13 protein-coding genes are annotated in these 17,379 nt (G+C 64.7%); 2 read left to right on the top strand and 11 right to left on the bottom strand.

All coding sequences use genetic code 11. The features are described 5' to 3' along the window. Positions 1–13: 13 nt before the first annotated feature. The 6 genes from FHY50_RS14230 to FHY50_RS10130 all read right to left on the bottom strand — a co-directional run bounded on the left by FHY50_RS14230 (position 14) and on the right by FHY50_RS10130 (position 3,967). On the bottom strand, positions 14–175 hold the full coding sequence (locus FHY50_RS14230) for a hypothetical protein (RefSeq protein WP_166745423.1): 162 nt from the start codon (positions 173–175) through the stop codon (positions 14–16). 70 nt (positions 176–245) lie between these two features. Beyond that, on the bottom strand, positions 246–803 hold the full coding sequence (locus FHY50_RS10150; protein ID WP_140048316.1) for a hypothetical protein: 558 nt from the start codon (positions 801–803) through the stop codon (positions 246–248). Positions 804–948: 145 nt separating this feature from the next. Beyond that, positions 949–1,980 carry a hypothetical protein gene (locus tag FHY50_RS10145; protein WP_140048315.1) on the bottom strand — a complete coding sequence of 344 codons (1,032 nt, stop codon included), beginning with the start codon at positions 1,978–1,980 and terminating at the stop codon, positions 949–951. Positions 1,981–1,988: 8 nt separating this feature from the next. Beyond that, positions 1,989–2,345 (bottom strand): hypothetical protein, encoded by a 357-nt coding sequence (locus FHY50_RS10140; RefSeq protein ID WP_140048314.1) that lies wholly within the window; start codon positions 2,343–2,345, stop codon positions 1,989–1,991. A 42-nt stretch (positions 2,346–2,387) separates the two neighbouring features. Next, on the bottom strand, positions 2,388–2,990 hold the full coding sequence (locus FHY50_RS10135) for a hypothetical protein (protein WP_140048313.1): 603 nt from the start codon (positions 2,988–2,990) through the stop codon (positions 2,388–2,390). A gap of 140 nt (positions 2,991–3,130) precedes the next feature. Then, positions 3,131–3,967, bottom strand: a complete 837-nt coding sequence (locus tag FHY50_RS10130) for a response regulator (RefSeq protein ID WP_166745422.1) — start codon at positions 3,965–3,967, stop codon at positions 3,131–3,133. Between the two features lie 169 nt (positions 3,968–4,136). Here FHY50_RS10130 and FHY50_RS10125 point away from each other — a divergent pair, with 169 nt between their 5' ends. Next, on the top strand, positions 4,137–6,731 hold the full coding sequence (locus FHY50_RS10125; RefSeq protein WP_218975208.1) for a cellulase N-terminal Ig-like domain-containing protein: 2,595 nt from the start codon (positions 4,137–4,139) through the stop codon (positions 6,729–6,731). Continuing rightward, positions 6,728–7,855, top strand: a complete 1,128-nt coding sequence (locus tag FHY50_RS10120; RefSeq protein ID WP_208402830.1) for an aldose epimerase family protein — start codon at positions 6,728–6,730, stop codon at positions 7,853–7,855. Before FHY50_RS10125 ends, FHY50_RS10120 begins: the two co-directional genes overlap by 4 nt. Positions 7,856–7,883: 28 nt before the next feature. Here FHY50_RS10120 and FHY50_RS10115 read toward each other — a convergent pair whose 3' ends face one another. The 5 genes from FHY50_RS10115 to FHY50_RS10095 form a co-directional block, all read right to left on the bottom strand. After that, positions 7,884–10,193, bottom strand: coding sequence for a S9 family peptidase (locus FHY50_RS10115; RefSeq protein ID WP_244935337.1), 2,310 nt, complete (start codon positions 10,191–10,193; stop codon positions 7,884–7,886). 232 nt (positions 10,194–10,425) lie between these two features. Then, a complete protein-coding gene (locus tag FHY50_RS10110; protein WP_140048309.1) occupies positions 10,426–11,721 on the bottom strand; it encodes an MFS transporter in 1,296 nt (431 codons plus the stop codon). 73 nt (positions 11,722–11,794) lie between these two features. Further along, a complete protein-coding gene (gene uxuA / locus FHY50_RS10105) occupies positions 11,795–13,033 on the bottom strand; it encodes a mannonate dehydratase (RefSeq protein WP_208402828.1) in 1,239 nt (412 codons plus the stop codon). Between the two features lie 25 nt (positions 13,034–13,058). Beyond that, positions 13,059–16,103 (bottom strand): TonB-dependent receptor, encoded by a 3,045-nt coding sequence (locus FHY50_RS10100; RefSeq protein WP_140048308.1) that lies wholly within the window; start codon positions 16,101–16,103, stop codon positions 13,059–13,061. Between the two features lie 244 nt (positions 16,104–16,347). Next, positions 16,348–17,094: a FadR/GntR family transcriptional regulator gene (locus FHY50_RS10095; protein WP_140048307.1), complete on the bottom strand. Its 747-nt coding sequence runs from the start codon at positions 17,092–17,094 to the stop codon at positions 16,348–16,350. Positions 17,095–17,379 lie beyond the last annotated feature (285 nt).

The raw sequence follows: 17,379 nt of genomic DNA, 5'->3' as shown, positions 1-17,379 counted from the left end.
GGATCGCATGGGTTCATTTAGGAAGCGTTATCGCAACGGTATCGGATTGTTTTTGCTCTGCTAATTCGAGCGCCAAACGCTCATATTCGCTGGCGAGGAACATGAGATCGCCGGTGTCCTGGTCCGGCGAGGTCAGGGCCCGGGTGCGCAGTTCGGCGGCGATGTCCGTCAGCATTTGCTGCTCCATGACACGATAAAGCGACCGGCAGAGCTCCCCCCGAAGCCCTGCCGGTCGCTTCCCCCGGTTAAGCGGTTGGCGCGATGATGATTTCCACGTTGCCGGCATAGGTGCCCGCGTCGAGCACTGCGGTCGGTTCCGCCGTCGCGCCGCTGCCGACGGTCAGCGAGATGTTGTTCGCAACCGTGGCGAGGCGATCGCCGACCTGCGCGGTGGTCGCGCCGCTGCTCAGCGACTGGTCGGCAACGCTGGTGCTGCCGCCCTTTGCGCCCATCGCCGTGAGCGTGGCGGTGTAGTGGACGGTGTTGGTGTAACCGCTGGGAGAGTCGGTTGCGGCAGCGTTCACCAGCGGACGGGCATTGACCGACAGTTTCGGGTTCGCGCCGTTGCACAGGATGGTGAAGTTGCGGCTGAGGCCACCGGTGTTGCCGGCGAACGCGGGATCGACCTTGCCGCTGGCGGCGGCGAGCTCGCCCAGCGTGATGCTGCCGCTGATCGGGGTGATGGCGCTGCAGCGCGCGGCGACGGTTCCGGTGACGTCGACCGTGCCGCTGACCTGTGCGAACGCCGGAGCGGCGACGAAGGTGGTGGCGGCGAACAGAGCGGACAAAACGATCTTCTTCATCTCAAATCTCCTTCGACGACCCCGTTGGCCGCCTGATGATTTGGATATGCCCGCAAGCGCCGTCCCGCTCGATTTAGCGAATAGCAAAAACGCAGCTAACTTGCAGGCGGATCGCCTATATCCAAGGATATAGCATCGCCGGCTGCTACAGACCTGCGCACGCCTGCGCCGCGGAACTGGCCACCACCGGCGAAAAGGTGACGGTGACGATGTCGCCATAGTTGGACGAGGGCGTCTTGTTCGACCCGCCTTCCTTCAATGTCGCGCGGATCGGAAGCGTTCCCGACGCGCCGCCGACGCCTGCCCTGACGCAGCTGCGCGTGCCGAACGAGGTATTGGACGTGATTTCCTGTCCCAGGAACTGCGCGCTGTAGCGGATCGTCTGCGCCGCGTCTGTCAGGCTGCCACCGGGAAAGGTAAGCCGGAAGTCGTTCTGCGACCGCACCCGCACTTCATATGGCCCCGAGCTCTTGACGCGCAGGCTGTTCGACGTGGCGGTCGTATAGCGCGTCGGCGCGCCCAGCACCGTCGCCGTCGTCACGTCGCTCAGTTCGCCGAAGTCGAGCGCCGATCCGGCATAATAGGCCTGCAGCGCGCTTACCGTGTTGACGTTGATCCGCACCGCGCCGTTGTTGCGTGTCGGTGTGGGAACATCGAGCATGCCGCCGTCGCCCGAGCAGATATAGAGGATGTCGAACACGATCGGCTGTCCGGCCGACAGATCGGTGCCGGGCGGCACGGTCACGCGCAGGTTGAGCGGCGCCGATACGTCCGAAGCGGACAGCCCCCCGAAATTGTAGCGGATCTCTCCCGCCGCCCCGGCGCCTCCGTCGCTTGAATTCAAGGCGCGCGGGCGTCCGGCCGTGGCACCTTCGGCATAGAGCACGCGATAGCCCTGATAGGTGACATCGAGGACGGGCGATCCGGACGGCACCGTCAGCACCAGACTGACTTCCGTGGTTCGCGCGGTCAGCAGTCCGCGTGTTCGCCGCAGAACCAGAGGGATCGTCGCTTGCGAAAGGCCGGTCGACGAAAACGGATCATAGGTGATCGATACTGGGGCCGTCGCGTCGCCGGTCACGCTGCACGTCGGAAACAACTGGACCTGCGCCGCCGCGGGTGAGGCCCATGCCGTGGCTCCCAGAAGTATAGCGCCGGAGATGCTGCGCTGACGCACGTACTTCCTCAGAGGTGAGGCGATACGACGATCTCCAGCGCCATGTGCGGTGAGCGCGATGCTGGCGACTTGCCGTCGAGCGCAACCGCCCCGACATTCGGCGCGCCAATGTCGAATGTCCGCATCGCCAGCTGGGGCCGTCCGAGGGTACAGCGCGCCCGCATCACCGCCGGATCGATCGCGATTGCCGCTTGGACGCGGTTCGGCTGCCGAACGCTCCAGCACCGCGCCGCGACATGGCCGGAAACCGACACTCGCGCAGTCGGCCCGGCATGCGCCGCGCTCACCGGCAGACCCAGAAGGATGGCGAGCAACAGCGCCCCGCCAGGGGCTGAGCCGGTTCGGATGAAGCTGCGAGCGATCATGGTGGATCATGGCATATCGATCCAAAAGTAAATAATATATGCTCATGGCACGACACTGACCGTAATGGTGAGGGTATCGGCATATTGGCCCGCTGCCAACGGGGTCGCGCCGGCATAGGCGGGTGCGCTCACTCGCAGATAGGATCCGTTCGCCTTGGTCGATGCCGCCCCCAGCTGCAGGCCGTTGGTGGTGCTGGCGGTCCCCCCGAACGAACATCCGCCGCCTGCGGCGAGACCCGTCGCGGCGCAGCTGGCGGTTGCGGTGGTTCCGTTGTCCGCCACCATCCGCAGTTCGACGGTATAGGGCGCGCGCGAGGCCAGCCCGGGGCTGTTGGTGTCGGTGGCAAGCGCCCCATTGACCGAGCTGACCGCGATGCGCGACGCGCCGGTGCAGTTCAGCACCACGGCGAAGTCCTTGCTGAACCCGGTGCGATCGAAATCTGCCTGCTGGAGCGTGCCGACCGGTGCCCCGCCGGCGGCGAACCCGCAGCGGCTGCGCACCGATGCGCGCACATCGATGCCGACTGCAATGCTGTTCACCGGACCCTGGCCGGGCGCATAGGCGGTGACCTGGGCAAACGCGTTCGAGGCGACGGCGCAAAGCGCCATCGCCACGATCACCGCCAGCCACCGAAAACCGTTCATCGTTCGCCACACCCTGCGGCGAACCCCTGTCCGCCGACCTGCACGCTAAGTGCAGGAATGGCGGCGGCTTACCTATTCATCGGTCGGCGAGAACGACGCTTACCTCCGGCTGGAGCCGCTATGTCGTTGGATATAGGCGTTCAGGATTCGCGCTCCTGGACGAACAGGATCAGCTCGGTCCGGCTCCGCACGTCCAGCTTGTCGAAAATCTTGTGCAGGTGGACCTTCACCGTGCCCTCGGTGAGGCCGAGTTCGGAGGCGATCTCCTTGTTGCGGAGCCCCCGCTGGACGAGTGCAGCTACCGCGCGCTCACGGCTGCTCAGGCCGTCCATCGGATCGCGAACCGCGTCGGGCGCCATTGCCATGTCCATGGCACGCTGCATCACTTCCTGATCGATCCACCGCCTGCCCTGGACGACGGTTTCCAGGCAGACCAACAGGTCGCGCGGAGCGGTAGTCTTGATGACCAGCCCATTGACTGCGAGCTGCAAGGCTTCCTTCGATGTCTGATCGTTGATGCTGCCGGTCAGGAGCACGACCGGCCGATCGTCGCCGCGGCTGCGGATCGTGCGCAGGACGTCGAGGCCCGAACGCTCCGGCATACCGTTGTCGAGAATGAGCATTTCCGGCCGCGCGGTGGCCAGCTTCTCGAGCGCCGCAGTTCCCGTCCGCACCGACGCGACCACCTGGAAATTCGAATTCTCGAGCAGCATCTCGATACCCGAGAGCGTGAGAGGGTCATCTTCCGCTATGAGAACCTTGGTCATTCCGATCTTCGCCGCTTCTAGCGCTGCGATGGCGCAGCTAGAGACGCACCGATAGCGGTTGATTGCCCTGCCGGCCAGTGTCGCTGCCTTCCGACAAGGATAAGTGCGCGGCACGGGCCGCTGCATCCCGCCAGGGGCCGGCACTGGCTGCGCCTGTTCGACCCGCGCGACCTCGACCGGATCGGGCAGCGCTCGATGGTCGTCGATCATCGGAGCGGATACGTGCTGTGCGCCCACCATGCGAAGGGCAGGGACACATATTCTCGCGCTGCATATGTCGGTTCGGGTGCCAACCGCATTGACAAGATTGCCGATTGACTGCGACCCGTGGAGGCGACCACCGGAGCAAAGCGCAAGCCCGGGGAGCTAGGAAGACGGGATGCGGGGATACAGGTTCACAGCGATGGCGGCCGCGGTTGCACTGGCGGTGCCGGCGAGTGCGCAGCAGACGGGCCGCGATCCGGCGACGCCGGCCCGACGCGATGCTGCGGATGTGCAGCTCTCGCTGTCGGACCGCGGCTACCTCACCCGGCCCGGCCTCGACGTGATCGTGTTCGACGATATCTATCCCGATGGCCACCAGACCGGCGTCACGGTGATCCAGCATGGCCTGCGCGTCGCGGCCAATGGCGATATCCGCTTGGAGGCAGAGCCCGGTCAATGGTCGCCGATGCCCAAGGGGGACGAGCGCAGGACCGATCCGGCGACCGGCACGATCACGCAGGCGCTTTCCTTTCCTGATCCCGACAAGAACGGAAAAGGCTTCAATCCGATCTTCTACCCCGATCTGGATCTGTCGTACAAAGTTCGCGTCGCTCCAGAGCCGGGGGGCGGCTTCCGCGTCCGTGTCGACATGGATCGGCCGGTACCGGCCGAGTGGGTCGGCCGCGTGGGATTCAATCTCGAGCTGTTCCCGCAGCATCTGTTCGGACGCTCCTGGGTGATGGGCGACCAGGGCGGCACGTTCCCGCGTCAGCCCAATGGCCCGGTTGAGGCATCGACCGGGCCGCAGGTGCCGGTCCCGCGCAACTCGCAGCCCAACGGACCGGTGCAGAATCCCAACGGCCAGATCCTGGGCGTGCCGCTTGGCACCGGACGCAGCCTGGTGGTGGCACCCGAAAGCGATCGCCAGCGCATGACGATCCTCAGCGAGACCGGAACGATCACGCTGCTCGACGGGCGGTCGGCGCATAACAATGGCTGGTACATCGCGCGCGAGACGGTGGCGGCGGGGGCCACCACCAATGCGGTGTCGTGGGTCGTGCGGCCCAACACGATCCCCGGCTGGACCTATGCGCCCGTCGTCCAGGTCAGCCAGGTCGGTTACGCGTCCGCGCAGCCAAAGAGGGCGGTCATCGAACTCGACGGCCGCGCCGACGAGGATGAAGCGATAGCGACGCTCTATCGGCTCACCTCGGCAGGCCGCGAAGCAATCAAGACGGGGCCGGCGGCGCAGTGGGGAAATTTCCTGCGCTATCGCTATCGCACCTTCGACTTTTCCGACGTTACCACCCCCGGAATGTACGTTCTGGCCTATGGCGGGACCGAGACCAATGCGTTCCGGATCGGCGACGACGTCTATTCGCGCGGCGTGTGGCAGCCGACGCTCGAGACATTCTTGCCGGTGCAGATGTGCCATATGCTGGTGCGCGAAAAATATCGCGTATGGCACGGCCTCGATCATCAGGACGACGCCCTGATGGCCCGCACCGACCTCAACCATTTCGATGGCTATGCGCAAGGGGCGCAGACGATGAGCCGGTTCGCGCCGGGGGACATCGTGCCGGGGCTCGACACCGGGGGCTGGCATGATGCGGGCGACTATGATCTTCGCGTCGAGTCACAGATCGGCACGGTCTGGGTGCTGGCCAAGATGGTCGAGGAATTCGGCCTCGATTATGATGCGACGCGCATCGACGCCGCCGCGAAATCGGTCGAGATACGCGATCCCGATGGCAGGAACGATGCGATCCAGCAGATCGAGCACGGTCTCGCCAGCGTGCTCGGCGGCTACCGCGCGCTGGGACGACTATATCGCGGGATCATCACTCCCGATCTGCGGTCCTACGCGATGCTGGGGGACGCGGCGAACCATAGCGATAACGCGTTCCGCAAGCCGGTTGCCGGGCTGGGCGTCGACGCCAACGGCACACCTGTCGAGTTCGACGATCGCTGGGTCTTCACCGAGGATAACCCCGATCGCGAACTCTACACCGCCGCCGGGCTCGCCGCCGCTGCTCGCGTGCTGAAGCGCGACAATCCCGCCTTGTCGGCAGAGGCGCTGGCGGCGGCAAGGGCAATCGCCGGCAACGCGCTCGCGCGGGCTAAGACTGTGCCGAACAAGGTGTTCGCGCTGGCCGAACTGGCACAGGCGACGGGCGACCGGGAATATTTTGCCGCCTTGGCCGATCTGACCGACGCCATCGTTGCCAAGCCGGGCGAAACCGCGTGGATGCTGGCGTCGATCCGCGGCGATCTCTCTGCGGCGATGCGCGACAGGGTCGATGCCGCGGTGGCGGCCTATCAGCGTTCGGTGCAGGCGAGCGCGAAGACCGACAGCCCCTATGGCATCCCCTATGTGCCCAAGATCTGGGGCGCCGGCTGGGACATCCAGGAGCGCGGAGTGCAGCAATGGTTCTTCGACAAGGGCTGGCCCGATGCGACCGACGAAGGCAGTTGGCTCAGCGCGCTGAACTTCGTGCTCGGCGCGCATCCGGGAGAGAACCGCGCGAGTTTCGTCAGCGGGGTAGGCGCGGAGTCGGCATTGGTCGCCTATGGGGTCAACCGCGCCGACTGGTCCTATATTCCCGGCGGGGTGATTTCGGGTACGAACCTGGTGCGACCGGATTTGCCGGAGCTCAAGACCTGGCCATATTTCTGGCAACAGGGCGAGTATGTCATGGGCGGCGGAGCAACGAACTTCATGTTCCTCGCGCTCGCGGCCGATCGCAAATATGCGGGCGCGAAGCGGTGAGGACGCTCCGTGTCATTCCGTGGGCGGTCGTCGCCCCGATGGTAGCCTCCGCCGCCCATGCGCAGGTCGCGGGCGGCATCGTCGATGACGATCCCGCCATTCGCGAATATGTGCTGCAGAACGCGAACGGCACGCGGGTGCGCTTCCTGAACTATGGTGCCACGGTGACCGCGGTCGAAGTCCCCGACCGCGAGGGCAGCAACGCGAACGTGGTGCTGAGCTACCCGCGCGAAAGCGACTATCGCCGCGGCAGCCAGGGCAATTGGTTCGGCTCGATCGTCGGACGCTATGCCGGACGGATCGCCGACGCTCGCTTTCCGCTCGGCGGGCGGACCGTCGCGCTCGAGCCCAACAATGGTCCGAACGCGCTCCATGGCGGGGGCGGGCAGGGGCCCGACCGTGCAATCTGGAGCGTGCGCGAATTTTCCGACCAGCGCGGAGTGGGCGCGGTGCTGCGCCACGTTTCGCCGGCGGGCGCTCAAGGCTTTCCGGGACGGCTGACGATCACGGTCGTCTATCGGCTGTCCGACGACGATGCACTCACCACCGAAATCAGCGCGACCACCGACGCGCCGACGGTCGTGAACCTGACGAACCATGCCTATTTCAACCTGGCCGGGGCGGGGTCGGGGACCATCGAGGATCATGTGCTCCGCATCGCCGCGGACCAGATGGTGGTGACGCGTGACGGCGGCATTCCGACCGGCGCGCTGGCTGGGGTTTCGGGAACTCCATTCGATTTTCGCGACCCACAGGCGATCGGCGCGCGCATCGACGTCACCGACCGAGCGATCAAACCGCTTTCCGGCTATGACCACGGATGGGTGTTGCGCGGCGGGGTGACCGAAGCACCCCGCGGTGTTGCGGTGCTGACCGACCCCGTCAGCGGCAGGATGTTGACGATCGAAACCACCGAACCGAGCATTCAGGTCTATACCGCCGAGCATATGGACGGCAGCGAGGCGGGGAGCGCCGGGCCACTAATCAAGCGTGCGGGCGTCGCACTCGAAACGCAGCATTTCGCGGACAGCCCGAACCACCCGGCGTTCCCGTCGACCGTGCTTCGCCCCGACGAACGCTTCGAGAGCATGACGGTGTGGCGTTTCGGCGTGCTGGAGAGATAGGAGCCGTCGGCCAGAACCCCACCGACAATCACATCGTGGCCGCCGGCCCCGCGATTTCGAACTCCTTCGGCGGCGTCGCTCCCATCAGGTTCTCGACGAAATAGTCCCAACGACGCCGCATCATGTAGCTGCCCATGTCGCCATAGCCGTGGCGTGCTCGCGGAAACAGGACAAGATCGAAATCCTTGTTCGCCTTTTGCAGCGCATCGACGACCAGCAAGGTCGATGAAACCGGGACATTGTCATCCAGGATCCCGTGAGCCAGCAGTAGCTTGCCTTTCAGATTCTTTGCGAAATCCTGATTGGCCTGGAGATCGTAGTTCGTCGTCTTGCCGTCGGTTTCCAGCAGGCCGAGATATTTCTCGTAATAATCGTCCTCATAGTTGCGGTTATCGTGATTTCCGCTCTCGGCGATCCCCACCTTGAAGAAATCGGGATAGCGGAACATCGCTGCCGCAGTCGCATTGCCGCCGCCCGAATGCCCCCAGATGCCGACACGATCGGTGTCCATCCAGGCATATCGCGTGGCCAGATCCTTTATCCCGGTGACCTGATCGGGCACCGCCTGCCTGCCCATGTCGCGAAAATAATGGTCCTGAAAGGCCTTGGACCGTCGCGGCGTTCCCATGCCGTCGATATGAACGACTGCGAAGCCCAGCTCGGCCAGCGCACCCGCGTCACCCCGTGATGCGGAGAACTGCCGGGAGGAAATCGTACCGATGAATGGCCCGGGATAGATATAGTCGATCACCGGATATCGTTGCCGCGGATCCAGCCTCGCCGGCTTGAAGAGCAAACCGTGGCACAGCGTCTTGCCGTCGCTGCACGCGACGGCGATGTTCTCCGGTGCCTGCCAGCCTGTCGCCCGCAATCGCGTCAGATCGCCCTTTGCCAGCGCTTGGACCACCGTGCCGTCCGAACGCCGCAGCACCGCGGTCTGGGGCTCTTGCGGCGTCGAGTAGATGTCGACGAAATAGCTTCCGTCGCTCGACGGCACCGCGATATGATCCTGCGGCTCGGGCGTCAGCAGCCTGGGAGTGCCGCCGTTCAGGTTGATTGCGTAGATGCTGCGATAATATGGGTCCACGCCGGGCTCTCGCCCGACCCCGGCAACCAGCATGTTCCCGCTGCGCTCGTCAATGTGGACCGGGTGGTCGACGTTCCACTTGCCGCGGGTCACCTGGCGCAAGAGCTTGCCGGTATCGGCGCTGTACAGGTAATAATGGCCCCAGTCGTCGCGCTGCGACCACCACAGGATCTCGCCGCGCTCCGACAGATAGCGCCAGTTGATGCCCTCGTCATTATATCCGCTGTCGAACCATGTCGGCACGGTCTCTGCGAAAACGTCGCGCACCGCCCCGGTGGTCGCATCGGCGATACGCACCGTTTCCACCTTGTGGTCGCGCGAGGTGGACACGAACGCAAGCGTCCCGCTGTCCTTCGCCCATTGCATGTCCTGTGGACCTTCGCCGCACACTACATCGTCGCACAGCGAAGAGCGATGCGGTTCCGGTGGCATCTTCAAGCGGACGACCTGGCCGTCGTCCACATCGACGATGACGCGCTGGATCTGGATGATCTCCTTGTCACCGACGAACGGATATTTCCACGTATCCGTCACCGAATGGCCGACCTGCGTCGTCGTGGTCGTGAAGTCGGCCACCGCGCGCTGATCCTGCTGGAACGTCGCGACTTTCCTTGAGTCGGGTGACCAGATCACGATCGCCTGATCCGAATGCTTCCAACCCGCATTATCCGTCGCGTAGCCGAAATCCTTTACGCCATCGGTCGTCAGCTGCCGCTCCATCCCGGTGCTCACGTCCCGCACCCACAAATTCCAATCGCGCAGGAACACAGCGCGCTTGCCGTCCGGGGAGGGAATCGCGGCCGCTTGCGGGCCTTGCGCCGGGGAGGATGGCTGCCCGGCGTGCGGCGCAGCCAGTTTCCGGCACCCATAGGGCTGGGCGAGCGCGCATTGAAACCGCTCCCCGCCTACAGACACGCTCGCGCTGCTGTTGGCGGGATCCGGCTCCAGCTTCTCGAAGCGCAGCTTCGTCGCGTCCCGCTCCTTGAGCCCGGCGGCGTTCAGCGACGTGAGCAACGCTGCCGTTTCGAAAGCGGGCGCCTTCGTTCCCTTGGCCGCGTCGCCCATGATGATGGTCGGCACCCCGTGGCTGATATCCACGTACCAGAAGCGCCGGGCATCTATCCAATGTGCGTTTCGCACCGCATGGTCGACCAGCGGTGCTGTCCACGGACTCAGTTGACGCGTCGCGCGGGTATAGTCGGCTGCCGTCACTGCGGGCCGCTGTTGCGCGACCGCCGTGGCTGCGATCATCGACATCCAGAGGCAGCAGGCGAGCAAACGCATTGGCGGATCCCTATATAAGAAGAATTCGACGATCCGCGGAGGCCATTGATTAGGGATCGTCGATCCCATCGCTGGTGCACCGGCAGATCCGTCGCAATCGGAACTGCCGCCTCTTATGCAGGGCGGCACAGGCCGTCGCAATAGCATCGGTCCGCCAGAAATCCTCTCCGACGGCAAGCTGGTAACTCCGGTTGGGAGGTCACACGTCCCGGCCATCGGCGGCGACCGCCGTGTCCAGATAGGGCACGAGCAGGTGCACCAGCCCCAGCGCGACGATGTAGGCGCTTCCCGCCCACAGGAATACCGGCCAATAGCTGCCCACGGTTTCGAGCACCTGCCCGACATAGGCGGCCATGATCATCCCGCCGACCGCGCCGGCCGCGCCGCCGATGCCCATCACCGACGCCACCGAACTGCGCGGAAACGTATCCGAGACCATCGTGTAGAGGTTCGACGACCAGCCCTGGTGCGCAGCGGCGGCGACGCCGATGATCGCGACCGCGGCGATCAGGCTCGACACCGCGCTGGCAAAGAAGATCGGCATGACTGCAACCGCGCATGCCAGCAGCGCCAGCTTGCGCCCGGCATTGACGCCATACCCGCGCTTGATCAGCGCCGATGACAGCCAGCCGCCGCCGATGCTGCCGACATCCGCCATCAGATACACCGCGATCAGCGGCGGACCGAAGCTCATCAGGTCGAGGCCGTGCCGTTTGGCGAAGAAATCCGGCAGCCAGAACAGGAACAGATACCACACCGGATCGGTCAGGAACTTGGCGACGACGAATGCCCAGGTTCCGCGGTATCGAAACAGCTTGCGCCACGGGATTGTCGGCGCGGTGTCCTCGGCGGCGACGTCCGAATTGATATAGGCCAGTTCCTGCGGCGATACGCGAGGGTGCTTCGCCGGCGAGCGGTAAAAGAGAAGCCACGCGGCAAGCCACAGGAATCCCAGTCCGCCGGTGACGATGAACGCCGCCCGCCAGCCATAGTGGATGGTGATGATGGGCACCAGGATCGGCGTCGCGATCGCACCGACATTGGCGCCGGCGTTGAGGATGCCGGCGGCAAGCGCGCGTTCCTTCTTGGGAAACCATTCGGCGACCGACTTGATCGCGGTCGGGAAGTTCGCGGCCTCGCCCAGCCCCAAGGCAAAGCGCGCCATCGCGAACCCGCCCGGGGCGCGGACCAGCGCATGCGCCATCGCCGCGAAGCTCCACAGCGTCACCGCGGCGGCGTAGCCGAGCTTGGATCCGATGCGGTCGATGACCGGCCCGCAGGCCAGCAGCCCGATCGCATAGGCCGCCTGGAACCAGAATACGATCATGCCGTAATCGATCTCGGACCAGCCGAGTTCGTCCTGCAACGTGGGTTTCAGGATGCCGATGATCTGCCGGTCGATATAGTTGATCGTCGTGGCGAAGAATAGCAGCGCGCAGATGATCCAGCGCACATTGCCGCCGGCGCGCGGCGCCGCCTTGTCGGTCTCATCCACGCTCACGCTCCCCAAACTGCATTGGTACCGGCCAGACGCCTGCCCGTGGCCCCGTCGGTGACGCCGATCTCGGTCAAGCCGGGCCACCGGCGGCGTGCGCGATCCCGCGTTCCAGTCCGCGCAATTCGGCAAGGCCGCGCATCCGGCCGATCAGCGAATAGCCGGGCAGCGACCGCTTCGACAGGTCGTCCATCATCTGATGGCCATGATCGGGACGCATCGGGATCGAACGGCCTTCGCGCTGCTGCAGGCGATGGATCGCGGCGACCAGCCGTACCATGTTCGCGCTGCCTTCAAGATGGGCGGCTTCGTGAAAGTCGCCATCGGCCTCTTGCTGTACGGAGCGCAGGTGGAGGAAGCCGATCCGGTCGCCGAGCCGGTCGATCATTCCGGCCAGGTCGTTGTCGGCACGGACGCCGAACGATCCTGCGCAAAAGCACAGCCCGTTCGATTGGTTGGGCACGCGCTCGAACAGATCGGTCATGTCCTGCTCGGTACTCACGACGCGCGGTAGGCCGAACAGCGGAAACGGCGGATCGTCGGGGTGGACTACCAATTGCACGCCAAGCTCGTCCGCCACCGGGCACACCGCGTCGAGGAAGGCGATGTGGTTGGCGCGCAGCGTGGCGGCATCGACATCGTCATATTGTGCCAGCGCGTCGCGAAAGCGTTCGGTGGTGAACGTCTCCTCGCTGCCCGGCAGTCCGGCGATGATCGTGCGTTCGAGCTGATGGCGCTGTTGCTGCGACATCGCGTGGAAGCGGCGCTCGGCGCGGTCGAGCAGGGCCGGCGCATAATCGCGCTCGGCACCGGGGCGACGCAGAATGTGCAGATCGTACGCCGCCACGGCCTCGAGCTCGAAGCGCAGCGCTAATGCTCCGTCGGGCATCGCCCATTCGAGATCGGTGCGCGTCCAGTCGAGCACGGGCATGAAATTGTAGGTGATGGTGCGGATGCCGCATGCCGCCAGATTGGCGACACTTTCCAGGTACCGATCGATCAACTGGTGCCAGTCAGGACCGCGGGTCTTGATCGCTTCGTGGACGGGCAGGCTCTCGACCACGTTCCAGCCGAGCCCCGCGCTTTCGATCTCCGCCTTGCGTGCCGCGATCGCCTCGCGCGCCCACGCCTTGCCGTTCGCGACTTCGTGCAGTGCCGTTACGACCTCGCTCGCGCCCGCCTGCCGGATGCCGCGCAGGGATACCGGATCGTCGGGACCGAACCAGCGCATCGTCTGAGTCATCAACACGGGGAAGCGCACCTCGATCGATCGTTCGTGGGGGCCGTGGGTGTCGATCGGGGAAGGGGGCATCGACACCCACGGCGGGGGGCAACATTCAGAACTGGAAATTGACTGCCAGAGCGTAGGTACGTCCGAAATATGCGGTGTAAAGCGGGTCCTGCCGCACCGTGTCGGTGTACAGCCGATTGGTCTCGTTGGTGATGTTCGACACTTCGGCGATCAGCTTGATGTTCTCGGTCAGATTGTACGAAGCCGACGCATCGATGAACACCGAGCTGGCATTGCCGTTGGCATCGCTGTCGGTCGGGCCGGGAATGCCGGTGAGGAAGCCCGCGCGGTAATTGACGGTCGAGCGGATGCTGAAGCGCTCGTCTTCGTAATAAAGCGTTCCGCTGGCCGTTTCCGGCGACAGGCCCACCAGCGGTGCGGTGCGCGTCAGGGTCGGCGCGCCGCTGACCGGATCGGTTTGCAGGATATAGTCGATGTCCGACCGCACCCGCGTGAAGTTCCCAAGCGCGCCAAAGTTGCTGAGGAAGCCAGGCAGGAAGGTAAACGGCAACTGCACGTTGACCTCGAAACCGCGCAGCGGACCACCCGGCGTGTTGTTGCTGCGCGACACGTTGAACAGCTCGTCCGGGGTCGCGTTGCTGTCGAGCAGCAAGGTGTCGGGCAGCCCGAGATCGCGGAACGGCACCAGCTGGGTGGTGTTCTGGATATAGGTTTCGATGTCCTTGTGGAAATACGCGATCGAGATCAGCGAGCCGGGTGCGAAATACCATTCAAGCGCCGCATCGAAGGTGTTGGCCCGGATCGGGTCGAGAAACGGGTTGCTGAACGATCCGGTGCGGATCGCGATGTTGGCGCTGCCGCTGGGAATGAGCTGGCTATAGGCCGGACGCGACATGACCCGAGCTGCGGCAAGGCGTGCGATCAGGTTCGGCGTCAGATCGATCGCGACATTCGCCGAGGGAAGCCAGTCTTCGTAGGTACGATCCACGGTCGAGATGATGCCGACCGTGGGAAATTCCGATCCGGCCGGCGCGGCGTTGGGGATCGTGCCTTCGGTCTGCAGGTCGGTATGGACGTAGCGGACGCCGGCATCGCCGCGGATTGCGAGCGGAAGGGTCTGTTCGGTGTCGAACTTCACCATCAGATAGCCCGACTTGTAGGTCTCGTCGACGCGGCCATAGCCGCTGCCGCATTCGATGCCGCAATATTGATAATTGGCGTCGAAGCCGACCGCTTCGCGGAACTTGTCGGGATCGATCGCGGCAAAGTCCTGCATGGCCCCGCCGAAATTGTCGGAGACGCCGGTGGTGACGAACGTCAGGTCGCTCAGCGAAACGCCGGCCGGCAATGTCAGCGGCAACCGCTGGCTGGGGATCAGGTCGCGCGTGCGCTGGGTATATTCGCCGGTACGATACTGCCCTCCGGCGACCACGATGAAGCCCGGTGCCGCTTCCCATTCGGTATTCAGTTCGAACGTCTGGCTGAGGATCGAATTGCGACGGTCGAAGCTGGAGATCTGACCGCGCTGGTTCCCGTCGGGAAGCGGTGGTCCATAGGAGAAGATCGACGGGTCGGTCAGGTCGACGCCGTAGCCCAGCGTCGGGATATCGGGATTGTCGCGGAAATCGATCGAGAAATCGTCGGTGTCGTTGGAATCCATCGCCACCTGCAGCCGGTTGACCTGAAGGATCGAGTCCGACAGCCCGGCCATGCCGTACACGCGGAACGTATCGCTGAAGCGATGGTCGATATTGAGGTTCACCTGGCGGAAGGTCGAGGTGAACTGCTCGTCCTGCATTTCCGATCGCAGGTCGACGCCGTCCCAAAGTCCGTAGATCAGCGATCCGTTGTCGTCGACCTCGATATCCTTGATCGACATCATCGGCTGGCCGTTGTTCGAAGCGGTACGACCCATCGAGCGCGCGTCGAGATAGGTGTCGAGCCGGTCGACCTTGAACCGGGCGTACAGGCCGTCGAGCGAGATGTCGGTGCGGTCGCTGGGCTTCCATTGCAGCGTCAGCGTTCCGGCCAGGCGCTCCTGGTCCTGGCTCGACTTGGCCGGTCGCGGCAGTCGCGGGAGGAAAACTCCGCCCCCCGGCCGTCCCGATACGCCGGTGCGGCTCATGATATAGTCATAGGCCTCCTGGGTGCTGGTGCGCGGGTTTCCGGTGCTGCAGTTATTGGCATCGGCACCGACCGGATTGCCGCTGTTGGCGAAACCGGGCGCAGGGCTGGTCACCGGCACGCCCTGGTAGGTGTATCCGACGGGGGTGCAGAACGGGAAGATGATGCTGGTCGGGGTGGTCTGCCCCGGCAACGTCACCGACTGAGCCTGGCCCGCGACATAGGTCGGCAGGATGTCGACCGCGGAATAGGCATATTCCTCGATGTGCCTTCGCGAATAGGCGATGCTGCCGAGCACGCCGAAGGTGTCGCCGAACTTCTTCGATATCAGCGCGGACAGCCGCGGATCGGCCTGCTTGCTGATGTCGTTGTAGATGCCGCGTGCGGTGGCCGAGATGCTGAAGTCCTTGGTCGTATCGAACGGCTTTGGCGCGCGCAGGTCCACCGTCGCGCCGAGCGAGCCTTCCTCCACATCGGCCGAGGTCGTCTTGCGCACCGACAGCGACGAGAAGATTTCGGTCGGGAAGGTCACGAAATCGAACGATCGTCCCCCCGCGACGCCGCCGCGGATGTCGGTACCGCTGACCTGTGACACGCCTTCCATCCCGTTGATGCGCACGCGGGTGAATTGTGCGCCGAGGCCGCGAACCGAGATGTTGCGACCTTCGCCGCCGTCGCCGCGCGACAGCGCTACGCCCGGGATGCGCTGCATCGATTCGGCAAGGTTCGAATCGGGGAATTTGCCGATGTCCTCGGCGACGATGCTGTCGATCGCGGCGGTTTCGTTGCGCTTCTGGTTGAGCGCGCTGTTCAGCGATGCGCGAAAGCCGGTGACGATGATATCCGCGCCCTGCGACTCGCTGTCGTCGGCAGGGGGCGGGACAGGCTGCTGGTCGGCGGGATCGGTCTGCGTTCCGGTCTGACCGAAAGCGGGAGATGCGACCATCAGTGCCGCAAGGCTGGTCGTGAAAAGCAATCGACGCGTGTTCGGGCTGGCCTGAGCCATGATGTCGTCTCCCCTCCTATGGCCGGGCTCGCTCGTTGACGGCACCCGGCGCATTGGCGGTGGCTTGATGCCCCGCCTTGTCCTTCCGCTACCACCATCTGGTAACGTCTGACAATAGTGCCTGACAACTTTGTCTATTGGCATGACCAGAAGCGCGCTCAGCCGTCTCCGCTGTTCGGGCGCTGCCGGTCCAGGAAGTGGCGGTCACTCCGCCGTGAGGCTCAGGCGACCCGGCGCGCGCGTGTCAGACGGATCGCCGGGCAAGCGCGCGCCGGCGCTGGTTGGTTTCGGCGCGGGCGCGCTCGACCGCTTCGGTTTCGGTCACGTCGAGCAGGTGATCGATCAGCCGGGCGAGATGATCGCGCATGGCGTTGCGGGCATCGATCGGCGACCGCGCCTCCAGCGCGCTGAGGATGCGGCCATGCTCGATCATGCGGCTTTCGGTGCCGAGGCTGCCCGCCTTCAGCAGTACCGCGCGCGCGAGCGGAGAGCGAAAGCGCATGTCCCAGAAATCGGTGACCGCGGAGATGATCACGGCATTGCCCGTCGCCTCGGCGATGGCGATGTGGAAGCGTCGATCAGCCTCTTCGGCCGCGACGTCGTCGTCCTGGTCCATCTGCGCCAGCAAACTGCGCAATTCCGCCAGTTGCGGCTCGTCGATCTCGGTCGCCGCGACCGCTGCGACTTCGCCTTCCAGCAACCGCCGCGCCTCGGTGATCTCGAATGCGCCGATATCGAGTTCGCGGTCCATGTCGCCGCTCGACGACGCCAGGACGAATACTCCCGATCCCTTGCGCGCCTCGACCATGCCCTGCATCTCGAGCGCGATCATGGCCTCGCGGATCGTCGGCCGGCTGACCTTGAACCGCTCCGTCAGGTCGCGCTCGGCGGGCAGGCGCGATCCTACGGGGAACACGCCGCTGGCGATATCGGCGACGATCTCCTGCACGATCCTGCGATAGAGTTTTCCGCCGCGCTCCGCTGCCCGCATTGCATTCCTCGTCCGATTGTCGGGCCAGGTCGCCCGTGCCACCACCGATGCGGCGCCCTGTCTACTTCGCATCGCCGCCCATGCCGTCAAGCCCCCGGCCATGCTTTGTCATGTTCAAAGAAGAACAAATGTCTGACAATGCTATTGCAAGTGGTCCGACCAGAACCTAGGGTCGGCATAGGAGAGCGTTCGGCAGAACCATGCCGTTGGCGAAAAAATAGCGGGAACGCCAAGATGTGTCCATCGCATCGACCGCGTCGATTCTCCTCTCGCGGGAACGGGTTG

Origin of the sequence: Sphingomonas japonica, from assembly GCF_006346325.1 — a bacterium.
GTDB lineage: Bacteria > Pseudomonadota > Alphaproteobacteria > Sphingomonadales > Sphingomonadaceae > Sphingomonas > Sphingomonas japonica.
Note: the sequence above shows the minus strand (reverse complement) of the source record. Positions and strands in the feature narration are given on the sequence as shown.